Below are 19,469 nucleotides of genomic sequence, written 5' to 3'. Positions count from 1 at the left end.
GTCAGAGGCTGCGTACGGCATAGTGCGCCTCGACCATCCCCTTGAGCTTCTGGCTGGCGTGGAAGGTGACGACGCGGCGGGCGGTAATCGGGATTTCCTCGCCGGTCTTGGGGTTGCGCCCCGGGCGTTGCGGCTTGTCACGCAACTGGAAATTGCCGAAGCCGGACAGCTTGACCGAGTCGCCCTCTTCCAGCGCGCCACGGATTTCCTCAAAGAAGGATTCAACCATGTCCTTGGACTCCCGCTTGCTGAGGCCCACCCTGTCGAACAGCAAATCGGCAAGCTCTGCCTTGGTCAGCGTCATGACATCCCCTTAACGACTCTTGACTTGATTTTTATTTATTCACGATAACTGAAGACGCCGCGGGTTACGCGGCGTCATGACCTGACATCAACGACTGGCTCCGGCCTCAGAGACGAAGCTTTGCATTCAGCCCGGCGCTAACGGCTTCCACCATCCGCCTGATCGCCGATTCAACGTCTTCATCGGTTAATGTGCGGCTAGTATCCTGCATTAACACCTTGAATGCAAGGCTCTTTTTCCCGTCCTCGATGCCCTTGCCACGGTAGATGTCGAACAGCGACACCGCGTAAACGGCCTCAGGCGCAGCAGCCAGCAGCGCGTCGCGGAGCGCATCGTGCGACACGGCTTCGTCGACCACCAGCGCCAGGTCGCGGCGCACCGGCTGGAACTTGCTGACCGGCCGGGCTTCGATGCCGCTGCGTGTGGCCAGGGTGTCGAAATCGAGCTCGAACAGCACCGGCGCGGCCGGCAGGTCGTACTTGTGAACCCAGGCCGGGTGCAGCTCGCCGATCACGCCGACCCGCTTGCCGTCGATCAGGATGTCCGCCGTGCGGCCCGGATGCAGTGCCGGATGCTGGCCGGCACGGTATACCGCCGCGCGCGGCGCCAGCAGCGCCTCCACGTCAGCCTTCACGTCATGGAAATCAACCCGCTCGCCACTGACGCCCCACTGTTCCGGGTAGCGCGAACCGAAGGCCAGACCGGCCAGCCGTTCCGGCTGCTGCACGCTGCCGTCCGCCTGCTTCAGGAACACCCGGGCGATCTCGAACACCCGCACCCGCGACTGCTTGCGGTTCAGGTTCGAGACCAGGGTGTCGATCAGCCCGCCGAACAGCGTCGAACGCATGACGCTCATCTGGCTGGCGATCGGATTGATCAGCGTCACCGGATTGGCATTGCCGCCCAGGTCGGCTTCCCACTGCGCATCGACAAACGCGTAGCTGACGATTTCCTGGTAGTCGCGGCAGGCGACACGGCGGCGCAGCTCATGGCGCGGCGTGGCGGTTTCCGGCAGCGGCAGCATGGCCAGCCGGGCACGCGGCGCATCGGCCGGCACGTTCTCGTAGCCATGGACGCGGGCGATTTCCTCGATCAGGTCTTCCTCGATCTCGATATCGAAGCGGAAGCTCGGCGGGGTCACACTGAACCCCGCGTCGACTTCGACCGTCTCAAAGCCGAGTCCGGTCAGGATCGCACCAATCTCCTGCTGCGACAGCGTGATGCCGAGCACCTTGTTGACCCGGGCCGTCCGCACCTGCACCGCCGGCTTGACCGGCAGGGTGGACACGGCCTCGCCCAGCGGGCCGGCCTGACCACCGCAGATCGACAGGATCAGCGCCGAGGCGCGTTCGATCGCATCGCGCTGCAGCGCATAGTCGACACCGCGCTCGTAGCGGAACGACGCATCGGAGTTCAGCGTCAGCTTGCGCGCGCGGCCGGCAATGGCTTCGGGCGAGAAGAATGCCGATTCGAGGAACACGTCGACAGTGGTGTCATCCACTTCGCTGTTGGCGCCGCCCATGATCCCGGCCAGCGCAACGGCCTTGTCGCCGCTGGTGATCACCAGCATGTCCGGGTCGAGATCGATGGTCTTGCCGTTCAGCAGTGCCAGCGTTTCACCAGGCTGCGCCATGCGCACATGGATGTTGCCGGCAAGTTTGCCAAGGTCGAAGGCATGCAGCGGCTGGCCGAGTTCGAGCAACACATAGTTGGTCACGTCGACCACGGCGGAGATACTGCGCAGCCCAGCCCGTTCCAGACGCTGGCGCATCCAGGCCGGCGTGGCGGCGCGGGCGTCGACACCGCGGATCACGCGACCGATGTAACGCGGGCAGGCCGCGGTGGCATCCACCGTCACCGGCAGCGTGTCGTCGATCGCCGGCGCAACGGCAGTGATCGTCGGCTCGTTCAGTGCAGCGCGGGTCAGCGCGGCGACTTCACGTGCAATGCCGCGCAGGCTCAGGCAGTCGGCCCGGTTCGGGGTGATCTTCAGTTCGAAGGTGGCATCGTCAAGTTGCAGGTAATCGCGGATATCCGCCCCCACCGGCGCATCGGCCGGCAGGACCAGCAGGCCGTCGACGTCGTCGGGCACGCCAAGTTCCTTGCCCGAGCACAGCATGCCGTTCGACTCGACGCCACGCATTTTGGTCGGCTTGATGCGGAAATCACCCGGCAGCACGGCACCGGACAGCGCGCACGGCACCTTCAGGCCTTCGGCCACATTCGGCGCGCCGCAGACGATCTGCACCCGTTCGCCGTTGCCGACGTCGACTTCGGTCACCCGCAGGCGATCGGCATTCTCGTGCTTGCGCACGCTCTTGACCTCGGCGACCACGACGCCGGAGAAACGCGGCGCGGCCGGCTCGACGCTTTCGACCTCGAGACCGGCCATGGTCAGCAGATGGCTCAGTTGTTCCGTATCCAGCGCCGGGTTGACCCAGTCGCGCAGCCAGATTTCAGAGAATTTCATGTTCAGGCTCCGCTGCGATCAGTTGAACTGCTTGAGGAAATTGAGATCGTTCTCGAAGAAGAGCCGCAGGTCGGTCACGCCGTAGCGCAACATGGCAAAACGGTCCAGCCCGATGCCGAAGGCAAAGCCGGTGTACTTTTCCGCGTCGATATTGACGTTTTTCAGCACGTTCGGATGCACCATCCCGCAGCCGCCCACCTCCAGCCAGCCATTCTTGCCCAGCACGTCGATCTCGGCCGACGGTTCGGTGAACGGGAAAAAGCTTGGACGGAAGCGCACCTGCAAGTCGTCGCTCTCGAAGAAGCGGCGCAGGAAGTCGGTCATGGTCGCCTTCAGGTCGGCAAAGCTGACGCCCTCGTCGACCCACAGACCTTCCATCTGGTGGAACATCGGCGAGTGGGTGGCATCGGAGTCGACGCGATAGACCCGGCCCGGCGCGATGATCTTGATCGGCGGCGCGTTGTTCAGCATGAAGCGGGCCTGGATCGGCGAGGTATGCGTGCGCAGCACGTCACCGCCCTCGACGTAGAAGGTATCCGCCATGGCCCGCGCCGGATGGTTTTCCGGAATGTTCAGCGCCTGGAAGTTGTAGAAGTCGGTTTCGATCTCCGGGCCGTCGGCAATCTCGAAGCCCATCGAGCGGAACAGGGTCGCGATGCGTTCCAGCGTCAGCGTGACCGGGTGCAGGCCGCCCAGGCCGGCGCCGCGCCCCGGCAGCGTCACGTCGAGTGCTTCGGCGGCCAGCTGCTGTGCGAGCCGGGCCGCGTTCAGTTCGTCGCGGCGCTGGTTGTGCGCGGCCTCGAACTGCTGCTTGCCGGCATTGATGGCCGCACCCGCGGTTTTCTTTTCTTCCGGCGACATCTGGCCCAGTTGCTTCAGCAACGCGGTGATTTCGCCGCTCTTGCCGAGATAGCGGGCCTTGACCAGCTCGAGCTCGTTGAGGTCCTGCACCGCGGCCAGCGCGACCAGGCCCTCGGCCAGCAGAGTCTGAATGGTATTCATGGCTATTTCCGTATACGAACGGTTGGCGAAAGCCCCGATTGCGACGCTTTCGCCAGCCGCCCGCCTGTTCAATGTCGTTCCCGTACCGGGTCAGGATAAAAAAAAGGAGGCAAGATGCCTCCTTCTTAATGTCCCGACGCTTAGGCTACGAGGCTTGCCTTCGCCTTTTCGACCAGCTGTGCAAACACAGCCTTGTCGAACACGGCGAGGTCGGCCAGCACCTTGCGGTCGATCTCGATGGCGGCCCGCTTCAGGCCGTTCATGAACTTGCTGTAGCTCAGACCGCATTCACGCGCAGCGGCGTTGATACGGGCGATCCACAGGGCGCGGAACTGGCGTTTGCGTTGACGACGGTCACGGTAAGCGTATTGACCGGCCTTCATCACCGCCTGCTTGGCAACGCGGTATACGTTCTTGCGGCGGCCGCGATAGCCCTTGGCTAGCGCGAGAACTTTTTTATGACGGGCGCGAGCGGTTACACCGCGTTTGACACGAGGCATCTCTTAACTCCTTAGGCGTAGGGCAGCATGGCGCGAACAGAGGCCATATTCGTTTCGTGGACCATGACGGTACCGCGCAACTGGCGCTTGTTCTTGGTGGTCTTCTTGGTAAGGATGTGACGCTTGAAAGCCATCGAGCGTTTCACACCACCGTTGCCCAGGACCTTGAGACGCTTTTTCGCGCTCGACTTGGTTTTCATCTTCGGCATGGAAGTGACTCCTGCGAGTTTTTTAGATTCGACACAGGGTGGCCTTGCGGCACTTGTACACCGTTGTGTCACGCTTTTGTACGGCTTGCGCCGCCTTTCAACGAGATGCGGCGGGCATGCCCGCCGCACTCGGAAACCTGCTGACGCCGGTCCTACTTCTTCTTCGGACCGATCATCATGACCATCTGACGGCCTTCCAGCCGCGGGAACTGTTCGACAATCCCCACTTCGGCCAGATCCGCCTCGACGCGTTTGAGCAGCGCCAGGCCAATATCCTGGTGAGCCATTTCACGGCCGCGGAAGCGCAGCGTGATCTTGGCCTTGTCACCTTCGGTCAGGAAGCGGATCAGGTTGCGCAGTTTGACGTTGTAGTCACCGTCATCCGTGCCCGGCCTGAACTTGATTTCCTTGACCTGGATCTGTTTCTGCTTCTGCTTCTGCTCGTGTTTGCGCTTGGCTTCCTGATACTTGAACTTGCCGTAGTCCATGATCTTGCACACCGGCGGTTGCGCGGTGGGCGCGATCTCGACCAGGTCGAGTTCAAGTTCTTCTGCCTTCGCGAATGCTTCGCGGAGGCTGAGAATGCCAAGCTGTTCCCCTTCGGGCCCTTGCAGGCGGATCTCACGGGCCGTAATTTCGCCGTTGATCCGCGGTTCGCGTTCCTGAGCTATTGCCGTCACTCCAAAAAATACATGACCCGCCGCGCGTCAAAATCAGTGCAGCAGTTCCGACTTGAGTCGTTCGATGAACTGGAAGAGCGGGAGCTGGCCGAGGTCTTCGCCAGTCCGCGCACGCACGGCTACCAGAGCGCCTGCCTTTTCCTTGTCACCGACGATGATCTGATACGGCAACTTTTGCAGGCTGTGTTCGCGGATTTTATAGCTGATCTTCTCGTTTCTCAAGTCAAGATCGACGCGGAAGCCCTGTTTCCTCAGCGATTCGGCAATTTCCGTTGCATATTCGGCCTGTGCTTCGGTGATATTCATCACCACCAGCTGGGTCGGAGCCAGCCACAGCGGCATCGCGCCGGCGTGATGCTCGATCAGGATGCCGATGAAGCGTTCGAGCGAGCCGAGGATCGCCCGGTGCAGCATGACCGGGTGTTTGCGGGTGTTGTCCTCGTCCACGTACTCGGCGCCCAGCCGTTCCGGCAGGTTGAAGTCCAGCTGCAGCGTCCCGCACTGCCAGACGCGGCCCAGGCTGTCCTTCAGCGAGAATTCGATCTTCGGACCGTAGAAGGCCCCTTCGCCCGGCTGCAACTCGTAGGCCAGACCCTTGACGTCCAGCGCGGTGGCCAGCGCGGCTTCGGCCTGGTCCCACAGCGCATCGGCGCCGACGCGCTTTTCCGGGCGCGTGGACAGCTTGATCAGGATCTCTTCGAAACCGAAGTCCTTGTACACGCTCTGCAGCAGGTCGATAAAGCGGATCGCCTCATCCTGCATCTGGGCGTCGGTGCAGAAAATGTGCGCATCGTCCTGGACGAAGTTGCGCACGCGCATGATGCCGTGCAGCGAGCCGGACGGCTCGTTGCGGTGGCAGGAGCCGAATTCGGCCATGCGGTACGGCAGCTCGCGGTAGCTCTTGATCCCCATGTTGAAGATCTGGATGTGGCACGGGCAGTTCATCGGCTTGACCGCGTAGTCGCGCTTTTCCGACTCGGTGGTAAACATCAGCTCCGAGTACATGTCCCAGTGGCCGGATTTTTCCCATAGCGAGCGGTCGACGATCTGCGGCGTGCGCACTTCCTGGTAGCCGTTCTCGAGGATGGTGCGGCGCATGTACTGTTCGACCTGCTGCCACAGCGTCCAGCCCTTCGGGTGCCAGAACACCATGCCCGGCGCTTCTTCCTGGATATGGAACAGGTCGAGCTGGCGGCCCAGCTTGCGGTGGTCGCGCTTTTCCGCCTCTTCCAGCATGTGCAGGTACTGCTCGAGGTCTTCCTTCTTCGCCCAGGCGGTGCCGTAGATGCGCTGCAGCATCTCGTTGCGGCTGTCGCCACGCCAGTAGGCGCCGGCCAGCTTCATCAGCTTGAACACCTTGAGCTTGCCGGTCGACGGGACGTGCGGGCCACGACAGAGGTCGGTGAAATCACCCTCGCGATACAGCGACAGCACTTCGCCCTGCGGAATCGACTCGATGATTTCCGCCTTGTAGTTCTCGCCGATCGACTTGAAGTAGGCCACGGCATCGTCACGCGACATTTCCATGCGCTCGACCGGAATGTCCTTCTTCGCCAGCTCGGCCATCTTCTTCTCGATGGCGATCAGGTCTTCCGGCGTAAACGGACGCTTGTAGCTGAAGTCGTAGTAGAAGCCGTTTTCGATCGCCGGTCCGATGGTGACCTGCGCATCAGGGAACAGCGTCTTGACCGCATAGGCCAGCAGGTGGGCCGTCGAGTGGCGAAGGATGTCGACACCGTCGGCGTCCTTGTCGGTCACGATCGCCAGGTCGGCGTCGTGGTCGATGACAAAGCGGGTATCGACCAGCTTGCCGTCGACCCGCCCCGCCAGCGCGGCGCGCGCAAGGCCGGCGCCGATCGACGCGGCGACATCATGGACGGAAACGGGATGTTCGAATTGGCGGACGGAACCGTCCGGCAGGCGAATGGCAGGCATGTGTGATCCCCTGGCTTGAAGCCACAAAAACCGGCACGCGATTCCCGCCGCCGGGAAAAAAAGCAAAAAAAAAGTGCGGTCTGAGCCGCACTTTTTAGTATCAGAAGTTCTCTAGATGGCCCGACCAAACAGTAATGGCTGTCCGGTGTTTTCAGTTCGGGCGTTCATCTGGATTACTCCGATTAGGAATGTGTTGGTAGGCACGATTGGACTCGAACCAACGACCCCCGCCTTATCAAGACGATGCTCTAACCAGCTGAGCTACGTGCCTGCCGAGGAACCGAACTATACCGACACTCTTTTCCTGACGCAAGCCCCTTTTCGGAGAAATCTTCGCCAGCATCCAAGTGCGTTATACTAGCGCCCTGATTTTACACTCTTTCCCGCGATTTCATGCTCGAATTCAAATTGCTAAAACAAAGCGGCGCCGCGCGCCGCGGCGAGCTGACGCTCAATCACGGTGTGGTCCAGACCCCGGTTTTCATGCCGGTAGGCACTTATGGATCGGTCAAGGCAATGACGCCGGACAATCTGCACGACATCGGCGCGCAGATCATCCTCGGCAACACCTTTCACCTGTGGTTGCGTCCCGGCCTGGATATCGTCGGCAAGTTCGGCGGCCTGCACGACTTCATCGGCTGGCAGAAACCGATCCTGACCGACTCGGGCGGCTTCCAGGTATTCAGCCTCGGCCAGTTGCGCAAGATCACCGAGGAAGGCGTGACCTTCCAGAGCCCGATCAATGGCGACAAGCTGTTCCTGTCGCCGGAGGTGTCGATGCAGATCCAGACGGTACTGAACTCCGACATCGTCATGCAGCTGGACGAGTGCACGCCAGGCCAGGTCGACCACCGCACCGCCGGCGAGTCGATGCGCATGAGCCTGCGCTGGGCCGAGCGCAGCCGCAACGCATTCAATGACCTGAAGAATCCGAATGCGCTGTTCGGCATCGTCCAGGGCAACCTGTATACCGACCTGCGCCAGGAATCACTGGAAGGGCTGATGAAGATCGGCTTCGACGGCATCGCCATCGGCGGGCTGTCGGTCGGCGAGCCGAAACCGGAGATGTACCGGATGATGCGCGAGCTGCAGCCGATGCTGCCGGCAGACAAACCGCACTACCTTATGGGTGTCGGTACGCCGGAAGATCTGGTCCATGGCGTCGCCAACGGCATCGACATGTTCGACTGCGTGATGCCGACCCGCAATGCGCGCAATGGCTGGCTGTTCACCCAGTGGGGCGACATCAAGATCAAGAATGCCCGTCATCGCGACGACAAGCGCCCGCTGGACGAGCAGTGCGACTGCTATGCCTGCCGCCATTTCAGCCGCGCCTACCTGCATCACCTGCATCGTGCCGGCGAGATTCTCGGTGCCCAGCTCAATACCATCCACAACCTGCATTATTACCAGCAGTTGATGGCTGAAATGCGCCAGGCGATCGAAGACGACCGCTTCGCCGATTATGAGGCCGGCTTCCACGAACGGCGCGCCCGCGGGGCCTGATTCCCGCGCCACAAACCGGCATAAGGTGCAGCCAAGCGCCTTTCCGTTACAATGTGCCGTTTCATTTCATTCCCATCCGGAGATTCACCAAGATGAACGAACAACTGATGTCGTTCCTGCCGATGATTGTCATCTTCATCCTGTTCTGGTTCCTGCTGGTTCGCCCGCAGCAGAAGAAGATGAAGGAACAGAAGGCCATGCTCGAAGCGCTGCAAAAGGGCGACGAAGTGCTGACCCAGGCCGGCATGATCGGCCGCATCACCAAGCTCGACGGCAACGATGTGACGGTCGAGGTTGCCAAGGGTATAGAAATCCAGTTCCAGCGTGCCGCAATCGGCAACAAACTGGAAAAAGGCAGCTACAAGGGATAAATTCCCGCCTGCCATGCCGCGCCGCGTGATCCCACGCGGCGCGAATCGTTTTCATCTGCCCCCAAGTCACCATGAACCGCTACCCCCTCTGGAAGTACCTGATCATTGCGGTGGCGCTGGTCGTGAGTGCGATCTACACGCTGCCGAATTTCTACGGTGAAAGCCCGGCGGTGCAGGTCTCCAGCACTCGCAGCGCTTATCCGGTCGACGCCACGCTGATGGATCGCGTCGAGACCCTGCTGAAGGACAAGCACCTTTCGCCCGTCGGCGCCTATCTGGACAACGGCAGCCTGAAGGTCCGCTTCCAGACGCCGGACGAACAACTGAAGGCGCGCGATGCCATCCAGTCGCAACTCGGCGACAACTACATCGTCGCGCTGAACCTGCTGTCGTCGTCGCCGGACTGGCTGGCCAATATCAAGGCCCACCCGATGTTCCTCGGTCTCGACCTGCGCGGCGGCGTTCACTTCCTGCTCGAAGTGGACATGAAGGCTGCCGTCGACAAGACGCTCGAACGCTACTCCGGCGATATCCGCCGCGAGCTGAAGGCGCAGAAGATCCGTTACGGCCAGATCCGCCGCAATGGTGACTCGCTGTCGATCAGCGCGCGCGATGGCGAGACGCTGAACCTCATCTCCGACGTCATCGCCCGCCAGATCCCGAACCTGACACTGAAGACCGACGACGCCAGCAACACGATCACCGCCTCGCTGTCGCAGGCCGAACTGCAGAAAGTGCAGACCGACGCCGTCAAGCAGAACATCACCACCCTGCACAACCGGGTGAACGAGCTCGGCGTGGCCGAACCGATCATCCAGCAGTCCGGCCCGAACCGGATCGTGGTGCAGCTGCCGGGGGTGCAGGACACGGCCAAGGCCAAGGACATTCTCGGTCGCACCGCGACGCTGGAAGTGCGCCTGGTCGAGGACGACAGCCAGAAGCTGGCAGACGCCGTCAACGGCATGACGCCGGCCGGCTACGACCTGATGAATGAAGTCGGTTCCGGCGGCGAGCCGCGGCCGATCCTGGTGCGCAAGGATGTCGAGCTGACCGGCGACAACATCAATGACGCGCAGCCGGGCTTCGACGAAAACGGCGGTGCCGCCGTGCTGATCAACCTCGACAGCACCGGCGCCAGCATCTTCCGCCAGGTCACGGCCGAGAACATCAACCGCCGCATGGCGATGATCCTGGTCGAAAAGGGCAAGGGCGAAGTGGTGACCGCACCGGTCATCCGCGGTGAAATCGGCGGCGGTCGCGTGCAGATTTCCGGCTCGATGAACCCGGCCGAGGCCAATGACGTCGCGCTGCTGCTGCGCGCCGGTTCGCTGGCCGCACCGATGAACATCATCGAGGAACGCACGGTCGGCCCGTCGCTGGGTGCCGAGAACATCAGGAAGGGCTTCGACTCCACGCTGTACGGCTTCGCCGCCATGGCGATCTTCATGATTCTCTACTACCGCGTGTTCGGCGTGATTTCGGCGCTGTCGCTGGCCGCCAACGTGCTGATGCTGATCGCCCTGCTGTCGATGCTGCAGGCTACGCTGACGCTGCCGGGCATTGCCGCCATCGCGCTGGCGCTGGGTATGGCCATTGACGCGAACGTGCTGATCAACGAGCGGATACGGGAGGAGCTGCGCAATGGAGTGACGCCGCAGGCGGCGATCAAGGCCGGCTACGAGCATGCGTGGCATACCATCCTCGACTCGAACATCACCACGCTGATCGCCGGTGTCGCCCTGCTGATCTTCGGCTCCGGCCCGGTGCGCGGCTTTGCCGTCGTGCACTGCCTCGGCATCATGACCTCGATGTTCACCGCGGTGCTGGTCTCGCGCGGTATCGTCAACCTGGCCTACGGTTCGCGCCGTCGCCTGACGAGCCTGCCGATCTGATGCACGGCACGCCCGGGAGCAACCCCGGGCAGGCGCAAAAAAGGGCACCCATCCGGGTGCCCTTTTACATGTACTTGACCGATTGCAACGACGGCGAGCGGGCCTGCCGGCTACTCGCTGAAGCCACAGAAGACTTCGCGCATCATCTTCAACACTTCCAGTGTACGCAGATCGCCAACCCGGTAATAAACGCGGTTGGCGTCCTTGCGCGTACGCAATACTCCCTTGTCCCGCATGATGGCCAGATGCTGGGAAATATTCGACTGGGAGGTACCGACCTTGTCGACAATATCCTGTACGCTGACCTCCCGGTCGCCCAGCACCGAGATGATCTTCAAACGCAGAGGATGTGACATCGCCTTCATGGCGCGGGATGTCTGTTCGATGTGATCATCAGAGAAAAGCAAGGTAAGTGCTCCCGAACATCAGGCGGACATGGCGCCCAAGCAATTTCAATCGTTAAAATACTAACTTGAAACGTCCCAATCATCAAGAAGTTCTAATATACACATTGATTAAAATTCACAAATTGCCATTATGAAAAACGTCACTCCGGTCCTTCTTCTGATCCTTGACGGCTTCGGCCACCGCGCAGAAGGCGACGACAACGCCATCCTGCACGCCCGCAAGCCCAACCTCGACCGGCTGATGGCCACGCATGCCTGCGGCACCATAGACGCGTCCGAGCGCGCCGTGGGTCTGCCAACCGGACAATTCGGCAATTCCGAGGTCGGTCACCTAAACATAGGCGCAGGCCGCGTCGTTACCCAGGACATCAGCCGTATCGACCTCGACATCGAGGAAAACCTGTTCGACCGCAACCCGGCCTTCCTGCAGGCTTTCGCCGCCGCCCGCGGTCATGCGCTGCACCTGTTCGGCCTGCTGTCCGACGGCGGCGTCCACAGCCATGAAAACCATATCCACGCGCTGATCCGTGCCGCACAGGCGGCCGGGGTCGCCGACATCCGCCTGCACGCCTTTCTCGATGGCCGCGATACGCCACCGCGCAGCGCCGATACCTATCTGCGCCGACTCGACGCCGTGCTGGCCGAATGCCCGAATGCCCGTCTGGCCTCGGTCTGCGGCCGTTTCTTCGCCATGGACCGCGACAAGCGCTGGGACCGCGTGGCCCAGGCCTGCCGGCTGGTGGTTGACGGCGAGGCACCGTACCAGGCCGAGACCGGTGTGGCCGCGCTTGCCGCCGCCTATGCACGCGACGAGAACGACGAATTCGTCAAACCGACCGTAATCGGTGCCCCCGGCCGCATCGAAGACGGCGACGCGGTCCTGTTCATGAATTTCCGCGCCGACCGGGCGCGCGAACTGACCAGCGCGCTGACCGACCCGGCCTTCGACGGTTTCCCGGTCCGCCAGCCGCGACTGGGTTTCTTCGGCACGCTGACCCGCTACGGCGCCGACTATGCGCACCATGTCATCGCCTACCAGCCACAACAGATTCATAACGGCTTCGGCGAATATGTCGCCGCGCTGGGGCTGAATCAGCTCCGCATCGCCGAAACCGAGAAATATCCGCACGTGACGTACTTCTTCAATGGCGGCGAGGAGAAGGTCTATCCGGGCGAAGACCGCATCCTGGTACCGTCACCGAAGGTCGAAACCTACGATCTGCAGCCGGAAATGAGCGCTCCCGAAGTCACCGCCAACATCCTGGCCGCCATCGCCAGCGGCAAGTACCAGGCCATCATCTGCAACTTCGCCAACGGCGACATGGTCGGCCATACCGGCAACTTCGACGCGGCAGTCAGGGCGGTCGAAGCCCTGGACGACTGCGTCGGCCGCTGCGTCGATGCCATGCTGGCCGCCGGCGGCGAGGTGCTGATCACCGCCGACCACGGCAACTGCGAGCAGATGGACGACAAGATTCACCATCAGCCCCACACCCAGCATACGACCAACGTGGTACCGTTCTGCTACGTAAGCCCCCGCTCGGCGACCATCGCCACAGGGGGGGCGCTGAAGGATGTCGCCCCCACCCTGTTGGCCATGATGGGCGTTCCGGTTCCGGCCGAGATGACTGGCCATTCCCTGATCCAGTACCAGTGACACATAGACTCTCGCTACTCGCCCTGTTGCTGTCCGGCGCCGCCATTGCGGCCCCGGCCGGCAATGCGCCGTTGACCACGGCACCGGTCCAGCAGGATCTGAAAGAAATCCGCAGTCAGATCAGTACGCTGAAGAAAGACATCAAGGAAAAGGAATCCGACCGCGCCGAAGCCAGTGACGCGCTGAAGCAGTCCGCCAGCGCCATCGCCGCCGCCAACCAGCTGCTGCAGGACCTGAATCTCAAGCAGTCCAGCAGCGAGCGGGAAATCCAGCGGGTCGAAAACCAGATTGCCGAGACGCAGAAGCAGATCGACGGTACGCGCACGCGCGTCGGTCACATCCTGAAAGCACAGTACGAGCACCGGCAGTCCGCCGACGCCCTCGCCGTGCTGCTCAAGCAGCAGGACCCGAACCAGGCAGCCCGCGACCTGCAGTACTACGGTTATCTGTCGCGCGCCCAGCAAAAGCAGTTCACCCAGTTGAAGCAGCAGGTCGGCGAGCTGGAACAGCTGTCCGCCCAGTTGCAGCAGGAAAAGAACAAGCTCAGTTCGCTGAGTTCGGAGCGGCAGCGCAAGAAGCAGGACCTGCTGAAGCAGCAGGATGCGCATGCCACGCTGGTGTCGCAGCTGTCGCGCGAAATTGCCAGCAAGCAGACGCAGATGACCAAGCTGCAGGAAGACCAGAAACGCCTGACCAGCCTGATTGCCCAGATCCAGCAGCAGATCGCCGAGCGCAAGCGCGAAGCCGCGCGTCAGCGCGCCGAGGCGCGCCGCAAGGCGCAGCTCGAAGCCAAACGCGAGGCTCAGCGTGAAGACCAGCGCCGGGCGCAGGAAGCCCGCAAGGCCGGCAAACCGGCGCCGGCACCGGTGGCCGTGCGGCAGATTCCCGAGGAGCGCGTCGACGAAGCCGCCGACAGCTCGGCCGCCGGCCGCAGCTTCGTATCGCTGAAAGGCCGCATGCGGCTGCCGGTCGCCGGCAGCATTGCCGGTCATTTCGGCGAGCGCCGCAGTGAGGGCACCACCTGGCGCGGCCTGTTCATCAAGGCCGCCCCTGGCCAGGCCGTCCATGCCGTTGCCGATGGCCGCGTTGTCTATGCAGACAGCTTGCGCGGTTTCGGCAACATGCTAATCATTGACCATGGCGGCAGTTACATGAGCATCTACGGTGGCGGCGACAGTTTGACCAAAGCAGTCGGCACACAGATACGCGCAGGTGATACTGTTGCCACTACCGGCAGTACAGGCAATTTGGGCGATAGCGGCATTTATTTCGAGATCCGCCACCAGGGCCAGCCACTCAACCCGACAAGCTGGGCACGCTGATCGCCCGCACCCGCATAGTCATCAGGAGAATTACATGCAAAACCGGCGGCAAAAATTCGCACTCGTCAGCGCCGGCGCCATTGCCGGTGCCGTGCTGACGCTGTCGATCACGGCCGCGGCCGACAAGGACACGCTGGCCCCCCTGCCGCTCAACGAGCTGAGGACGTTTGCCGAAGTCTACGGACGCATCAAGTCCGATTATGTCGAGCCGGTCGACGACAAGAAGCTGATTACCGAGGCCATCAACGGCATGGTATCGGGCCTCGATCCGCACTCCAGCTATCTGGATCCGGAAGCATTCAAGGAACTTCGTGAGGGTACGCAGGGCGAGTTCGGCGGTCTGGGCATCGAAATCGGCATGGAAGACGGTCTGGTGAAGATCGTGTCGCCGATCGAGGATACCCCCGCCGCCAAGGCCGGGCTGAAGAGCGGCGACCTGATCATCAAGATCGACGATACGCCGGTGCGTGGCCTGTCCAGCACCGATGCGGTCAAGCGCATGCGCGGCAAGCCGGGCACCAGGGTCACGCTGACCATCGCCCGCAAGAGCGAGGCCAAGTCGTTCAACGTGCAACTGACCCGCGCGATCATCAAGACCAAGAGCGTCAAGTTCAAGCTGCTGGAACCGGATATCGGCTATGTCCGCATCACCCAGTTCCAGGAGCACACGGTCGAGAACCTGGCCCAGGCACTCGCCACGCTGTACAAGGACAACAAGCGCCCGCTGAAGGGCCTGCTGCTCGACCTGCGTGACGATCCGGGTGGTTTGCTGAACGCCGCAGTCGGCGTGTCGGCGGCCTTCCTGCCGCAGAACAAGCTGGTGGTCTACACCGAAGGGCGCACCCCGGACGCGAAGATGCAGCTGACGACCGACCCGGCCAACTATCCGCGCGACCCGCGCAGCAAGGATGACCCGCTGAAGGGGCTGCCGGCCGAAGCCAAGAACGTGCCGATGGTCGTGCTGGTCAATGCCGGCACTGCGAGCGCGTCCGAAATCGTCACCGGTGCGCTGCAGGACTACAAGCGCGCGGTAGTGGTCGGTACGCAGACCTTCGGCAAGGGCTCGGTGCAGTCGATCCTGCCGCTGGGCAGTGCCGGCGGCATCAAGCTGACCACGGCGCGGTATTTCACGCCGAAGGGCACCTCGATCCAGGCCAAGGGCATTACCCCGGACGTCACGGTCGAAGCCATCCAGCCGGACAGCGACAAGAAGCAGGTGGCGCTGCCGATCATCCGCGTGCGCGAAGCCGATCTGAACCATCACCTGTCCAATCCGAACGGGGACAGCAAGGGCAAGGCCACTCCGCAACCGGAAGTACCGGCGGCGCCGGAAACGACCGAACCGTCGCGCGTCGACCCGCGTGACCCGGATCCGAAGACCGACAACCAGCTGGCCCAGGCCTTGAACATCCTCAAGGTCCAGCAAATACTGGACAAGAAGAACTGATGTCCATGCCGCCGGCAGTTGCCGGCGGCGCTTCTTCCGGAGAACAGCCCATGCCGGACCGGGAACTGAGCAAGTGCCGCGACATTGTCGTGCTCGCAGAGCCGGATGCGGCCGCGGCGCTGCTCGGTCGCCTGCCCGGCGTGTCGGCACAGGCGTTTCCGGACCAGCAGCGGGTCACGGTGCGCTATGACGTCGACCAGCATCAGTACCAGCAGCTCAGGGCATTGCTGCTGCAGTGCGGCTTCCCGCTCGAGGACAGCCACTACGCAAGGATGCGCGATGCGCTGATCGACTACAGCGAATCAGTCCAGCTGCACAATCTCGGCGTCCCGGCCACAGCCCTGAAATCGCGTGAAGCCTATATGCACGTGTATGAACAGCACATGCATGGCGATCACGACGCCACACCGGAAGAACTGCGCCGCGAGCTGTAAGCTGTTCATGCTCGCAGGCAATACGTCTGTACGCCTGTCACGATGCAGCGCACAATCCACTGACATCGTCATTCTTTCCGTCCCACCTCCAACATACTCCCGTCATGACTAGCCACGAATTTGTCCAGTGCCTGCGTGAAGCCGCCCCGTATATCCATACCTTTCGCGGCAAGACCTTTGTTATCGGTTTCGGTGGAGAGGTGGTCGACCAGCGACGATTCGCCTCGCTGTCGCACGATATCAACCTGCTGGTCAGCCTTGGCGTCCGCGTTATCCTGGTCCATGGCGCCCGCCCGCAGGTCGAGGCCCAGCTCAAGTTCCGTGGCATTGCCCGCCGTTTCCATCAGGACTACCGGCTGACCGACCTGGCCAGTCTGGAAGTGGTCAAGCAGGCCATCGGCTATACCCGTGCCGAAATCGAGGCCCAGCTGTCGGTCGCCATGCCCGATTCGCCAATGGCCGGTGCCAATCTGCGCGTCGCCTGCGGCAACTTCATCATTGCCCGTCCGCTCGGTGTCATCGACGGGATCGACATGCAGTACAGCGGCCAGATCCGCAAGCTGGAAACCGCTGCCATCAAGGCCCGGCTCGATGCCGGTGACCTGGTGCTGCTGTCACCGCTCGGCTACTCGCCGACTGGCGAGATCTTCAATCTGCGCATGGAAGACGTCGCGACCCAGGCCGCCATCTCGCTGAAGGCGGACAAGCTGATGTTCCTGGTCGACAGCCCGTCCGGTGTCGTCGACGCGGATGGCCAGCGCATGAAGGAGTTTATCGTTCGCGAGGCGGAAACCTGGCTGCAGACTGAAGCCAGCCACCTCAGCGACGAGGTCCGCCGCTCGATGAACGCCGCCGTGCTCGCCAGCCGGCACGGTATCAAGCGGGCGCATCTGGTCGCCCAGAGCGACGGCGCGCTGCTGCAGGAGCTGTTCACCCATGATGGCAGCGGCACCATGATCGCGCCCGAAGCCCTGCTGGTCATGCGCCGGGCCGATATCGACGACGTCGGCAGCATCCTCGGCCTGATCGAACCGCTGGAGCGCGACGGTCTGCTGGTCAAGCGGGGACGAGAGCTGATCGAGATGGAGATTGGCTATTACTCGGTCATCGAACACGACAACAAGATCACCGGCTGCGTGGCGCTGTACCCGTTCCCGGAAAGCCAGATGGGTGAACTGGCCTGTCTGGCCGTGTCCCAGCAGTGGCAGAGCCGCGGTCATGGCGATGCACTGCTGCGGCATACCGAGCAGCGTGCGCGCCAGCTTGGCCTGGAACGCCTGTTCGTGCTGACGACCCAGACTGCACACTGGTTTGTCGAACGCGGCTTTGTCGAGGCGGAACTGTCCGAACTGCCACTGCGCAAACAGGAACTGTACAACTACCAGCGTCGTTCCAAGGCTTTCGTCAAGATGCTCTGATTCACCATCGCACCAGAAGGCGGTCATGTGGCCGCCTTCCGGCTTATTTCTTCACCGCCGGTTTCGGTGGCGGTTTCGTCCCGAGCTGCAGCTCGGGCTTCATCTTCTCCAGTGATTTCGGCCCGATCCCGTCAACCCTGCTCAGATCGTCCAGCGATTTGAACGGGCCGTTGCGGCTCCGGTAATCGACGATGGCCCGTGCCTTGGCCGGGCCGATGCCTTTGACCGCCTCCAGTTGCTGTGCGCTGGCACTGTTGACATCCACCGCGGCAAGGACCGGCACACTCCACGCCAGGGCCAGCCATACCCACACCCATTGCCTGATCACGATGCACTCCCGTTGACTGTCGGAGCCCACACCGTACGCCGGCAGTGCTGCCTGCCCCAAATCGGGTGACAAGCAGCGTGGCAAGAATGTCACAGGACAGGCGGCACTCGCCGCTATACGACATGCCGGACACGGTTGACGAACCGGACCGGCTGGCCGAGGCGGGAATCGAAAAGCAGATAGTGGCGATGGCTGCGGGTGTACATCATCCTGGAAACAGGAGCATCGAAAGCAATCACATCCCGGCGCAGCATGCTGGAAATAATGGCCGCATTGGAATTCCTTCCGTTCCGGGTTGCGTAGCAGGACAGCAGATACAGCGGGCCGCTGCGGTCGCTGTCACGATAAGCCTTGAGGTAGCGACCCACGATAATGCTCCAGTCCAGCGCCGACAGTCTGGAACCGGCAGGACCGTACAGCGCGGCATCCCGGCTGCCATGCGTGGCAATCAGCGAACCATCCCGGAAGCGCGACTGGAACAGGAACAGATTGCCATTCTCGAGAGAAAGAAAATCGGGCTTCCGGGCCGAACCAACCAGCAAGCGGCCCGAGGCTTTGGCATAGAGGCCGGCCGAAGGCAGCAGCGCCCCGAATACCGTTGCCGCAATGCCCAGGCCCAGTGAAGCCCAGCCCAGCGCGCGCGAGGCCTCGGGGTGCGTCTCCTCCAGCACGGAGGACAGGATCCCGGTCACGTTGGCGCCAACCCCGAGCACTGCCGGCGTCATGAGCAGCCAGGACACCAGGCTGGTCAGCGGCAAGGCCACCGCCCCGAAAGTCAGTGCAGTCAGGAAGATACCCAGTATGCCGAATGCCAGCCCGATGCCTGCCTGAATGCTCATGGCAGCATAGCCGGACGGATCGGTGCGATTGACCGGATCGGCCTCGCAGAAAGCGTACGGATTCCTGCCACCTGCCGAGAACGGGCTGAACGGGTCCATGCGCAGGAAACGCTGCGCAGTGGGATCATAGCTGCGTGCACCATTGCCGAGGTGATACAGCGGCGCTCTCTGCCCAACCCAGTCGACCAGTTCGCCATGCATGCCAATGCGCAGTCGCGCACCGGCCGTCATGGCCGCTGAAGCCAGCCCCGCCCTTCCTGCCAGCATCTGCGTCCCCTTTTCACTCCGTTTCTGGTGCTATAGGCGATGCCGGAGGCCGGCACAGCAGCCTGCCGACGGGCGGAGAATGGCCGTAAAAAAGCCCCCCGGGCATGGCACGGGGGGCGGCTTTGCGCATTCAGTCGCACCAATGAAAGAAGCCCTCGTACAGGGTACGAGGGCTTCAGTATAGGACCTGGCGGTGACCTACTTTCGCATGGGCAAGTGCCACACTATCATCGGCGCAAAGCAGTTTCACGGTCCTGTTCGGGATGGGAAGGGGTGGTTCCCGCTCGCTATGGCCGCCAGGGTAAAAGGTTGGTCGCCGGGACTTATCCCAACAACCAGAAACAGAAGAAGCAACAACTTCAAGTCAGATTTTGCGTATCGCTCGCTCACACAGCCGAATGTCTCGACTTATAGGATCAAGCCGCACGGGCAATTAGTATCGGTTAGCTTAACGCATTACTGCGCTTCCACACCCGACCTA

General features: G+C 62.3%; 18 protein-coding genes, 1 tRNA gene and 1 rRNA gene. 8 read left to right on the top strand and 12 right to left on the bottom strand.

The features are described from left to right. Position 1: 1 nt before the first annotated feature. The 8 genes from Q352_RS0114735 to Q352_RS0114700 form a co-directional block, all read right to left on the bottom strand. Positions 2–304: an integration host factor subunit alpha gene (locus Q352_RS0114735; RefSeq protein WP_028500005.1), complete on the bottom strand. Its 303-nt coding sequence runs from the start codon at positions 302–304 to the stop codon at positions 2–4. Positions 305–410: 106 nt separating this feature from the next. Beyond that, the gene (gene pheT, locus Q352_RS0114730) at positions 411–2,774 is read right to left on the bottom strand and encodes a phenylalanine--tRNA ligase subunit beta (RefSeq protein ID WP_028500004.1); all 2,364 of its coding nucleotides are present in this window, start codon (positions 2,772–2,774) and stop codon (positions 411–413) included. A gap of 18 nt (positions 2,775–2,792) precedes the next feature. Beyond that, the gene (pheS, locus tag Q352_RS0114725) at positions 2,793–3,776 is read right to left on the bottom strand and encodes a phenylalanine--tRNA ligase subunit alpha (protein WP_028500003.1); all 984 of its coding nucleotides are present in this window, start codon (positions 3,774–3,776) and stop codon (positions 2,793–2,795) included. Between the two features lie 140 nt (positions 3,777–3,916). After that, a complete protein-coding gene (rplT, locus tag Q352_RS0114720) occupies positions 3,917–4,276 on the bottom strand; it encodes a 50S ribosomal protein L20 (RefSeq protein ID WP_028500002.1) in 360 nt (119 codons plus the stop codon). Positions 4,277–4,287: 11 nt separating this feature from the next. Then, positions 4,288–4,485: a 50S ribosomal protein L35 gene (gene rpmI, locus Q352_RS0114715; RefSeq protein WP_028500001.1), complete on the bottom strand. Its 198-nt coding sequence runs from the start codon at positions 4,483–4,485 to the stop codon at positions 4,288–4,290. Positions 4,486–4,637: 152 nt separating this feature from the next. After that, positions 4,638–5,165 carry a translation initiation factor IF-3 gene (gene infC, locus Q352_RS0114710; protein ID WP_028500000.1) on the bottom strand — a complete coding sequence of 176 codons (528 nt, stop codon included), beginning with the start codon at positions 5,163–5,165 and terminating at the stop codon, positions 4,638–4,640. A gap of 33 nt (positions 5,166–5,198) precedes the next feature. Beyond that, positions 5,199–7,100 carry a threonine--tRNA ligase gene (gene thrS / locus Q352_RS0114705; RefSeq protein WP_028499999.1) on the bottom strand — a complete coding sequence of 634 codons (1,902 nt, stop codon included), beginning with the start codon at positions 7,098–7,100 and terminating at the stop codon, positions 5,199–5,201. A 194-nt stretch (positions 7,101–7,294) separates the two neighbouring features. After that, positions 7,295–7,371: transfer RNA gene (locus tag Q352_RS0114700), tRNA-Ile, on the bottom strand. A gap of 122 nt (positions 7,372–7,493) precedes the next feature. Here Q352_RS0114700 and tgt point away from each other — a divergent pair. From tgt to secD, 3 genes are all read left to right on the top strand, one after another. Continuing rightward, the gene (gene tgt, locus Q352_RS0114695) at positions 7,494–8,606 is read left to right on the top strand and encodes a tRNA guanosine(34) transglycosylase Tgt (protein ID WP_028499998.1); all 1,113 of its coding nucleotides are present in this window, start codon (positions 7,494–7,496) and stop codon (positions 8,604–8,606) included. A gap of 92 nt (positions 8,607–8,698) precedes the next feature. Further along, on the top strand, positions 8,699–8,977 hold the full coding sequence (gene yajC, locus Q352_RS0114690) for a preprotein translocase subunit YajC (RefSeq protein WP_156952564.1): 279 nt from the start codon (positions 8,699–8,701) through the stop codon (positions 8,975–8,977). A 71-nt stretch (positions 8,978–9,048) separates the two neighbouring features. Beyond that, entirely contained in the window at positions 9,049–10,869 is a 1,821-nt protein-coding gene (gene secD, locus Q352_RS0114685; RefSeq protein ID WP_028499996.1) for a protein translocase subunit SecD, read from the top strand. Between the two features lie 110 nt (positions 10,870–10,979). On the opposite strand, the gene Q352_RS0114680 is transcribed toward secD, so the two are convergent. Next, a complete protein-coding gene (locus Q352_RS0114680; RefSeq protein ID WP_199489878.1) occupies positions 10,980–11,234 on the bottom strand; it encodes an ArsR/SmtB family transcription factor in 255 nt (84 codons plus the stop codon). Between the two features lie 172 nt (positions 11,235–11,406). Between Q352_RS0114680 and gpmI the strand changes: the two genes are divergently transcribed. From gpmI to argA, 5 genes are all read left to right on the top strand, one after another. Further along, on the top strand, positions 11,407–12,933 hold the full coding sequence (gpmI, locus tag Q352_RS0114675; RefSeq protein ID WP_028499994.1) for a 2,3-bisphosphoglycerate-independent phosphoglycerate mutase: 1,527 nt from the start codon (positions 11,407–11,409) through the stop codon (positions 12,931–12,933). Next, the gene (locus tag Q352_RS0114670) at positions 12,930–14,255 is read left to right on the top strand and encodes a murein hydrolase activator EnvC family protein (RefSeq protein WP_028499993.1); all 1,326 of its coding nucleotides are present in this window, start codon (positions 12,930–12,932) and stop codon (positions 14,253–14,255) included. The genes gpmI and Q352_RS0114670 overlap by 4 nt, the downstream gene beginning before the upstream one ends. A gap of 34 nt (positions 14,256–14,289) precedes the next feature. Further along, entirely contained in the window at positions 14,290–15,702 is a 1,413-nt protein-coding gene (locus tag Q352_RS0114665; RefSeq protein WP_028499992.1) for a S41 family peptidase, read from the top strand. 50 nt (positions 15,703–15,752) lie between these two features. Beyond that, positions 15,753–16,136 (top strand): hypothetical protein, encoded by a 384-nt coding sequence (locus Q352_RS21340; RefSeq protein WP_051528993.1) that lies wholly within the window; start codon positions 15,753–15,755, stop codon positions 16,134–16,136. Between the two features lie 104 nt (positions 16,137–16,240). Then, a complete protein-coding gene (argA, locus tag Q352_RS0114655; protein WP_028499991.1) occupies positions 16,241–17,554 on the top strand; it encodes an amino-acid N-acetyltransferase in 1,314 nt (437 codons plus the stop codon). Between the two features lie 43 nt (positions 17,555–17,597). On the opposite strand, the gene Q352_RS0114650 is transcribed toward argA, so the two are convergent. The 3 genes from Q352_RS0114650 to rrf form a co-directional block, all read right to left on the bottom strand. Then, positions 17,598–17,882, bottom strand: a complete 285-nt coding sequence (locus Q352_RS0114650) for a ComEA family DNA-binding protein (protein WP_373280121.1) — start codon at positions 17,880–17,882, stop codon at positions 17,598–17,600. 113 nt (positions 17,883–17,995) lie between these two features. Continuing rightward, entirely contained in the window at positions 17,996–18,988 is a 993-nt protein-coding gene (locus tag Q352_RS0114645) for an RHS repeat-associated core domain-containing protein (RefSeq protein WP_084300233.1), read from the bottom strand. 185 nt (positions 18,989–19,173) lie between these two features. Then, positions 19,174–19,289: ribosomal RNA gene (rrf, locus tag Q352_RS0114640) — 5S ribosomal RNA — on the bottom strand. Positions 19,290–19,469 lie beyond the last annotated feature (180 nt).

Origin of the sequence: Microvirgula aerodenitrificans DSM 15089, from assembly GCF_000620105.1 — a bacterium.
GTDB lineage: Bacteria > Pseudomonadota > Gammaproteobacteria > Burkholderiales > Aquaspirillaceae > Microvirgula > Microvirgula aerodenitrificans.
Note: the sequence above shows the minus strand (reverse complement) of the source record. Positions and strands in the feature narration are given on the sequence as shown.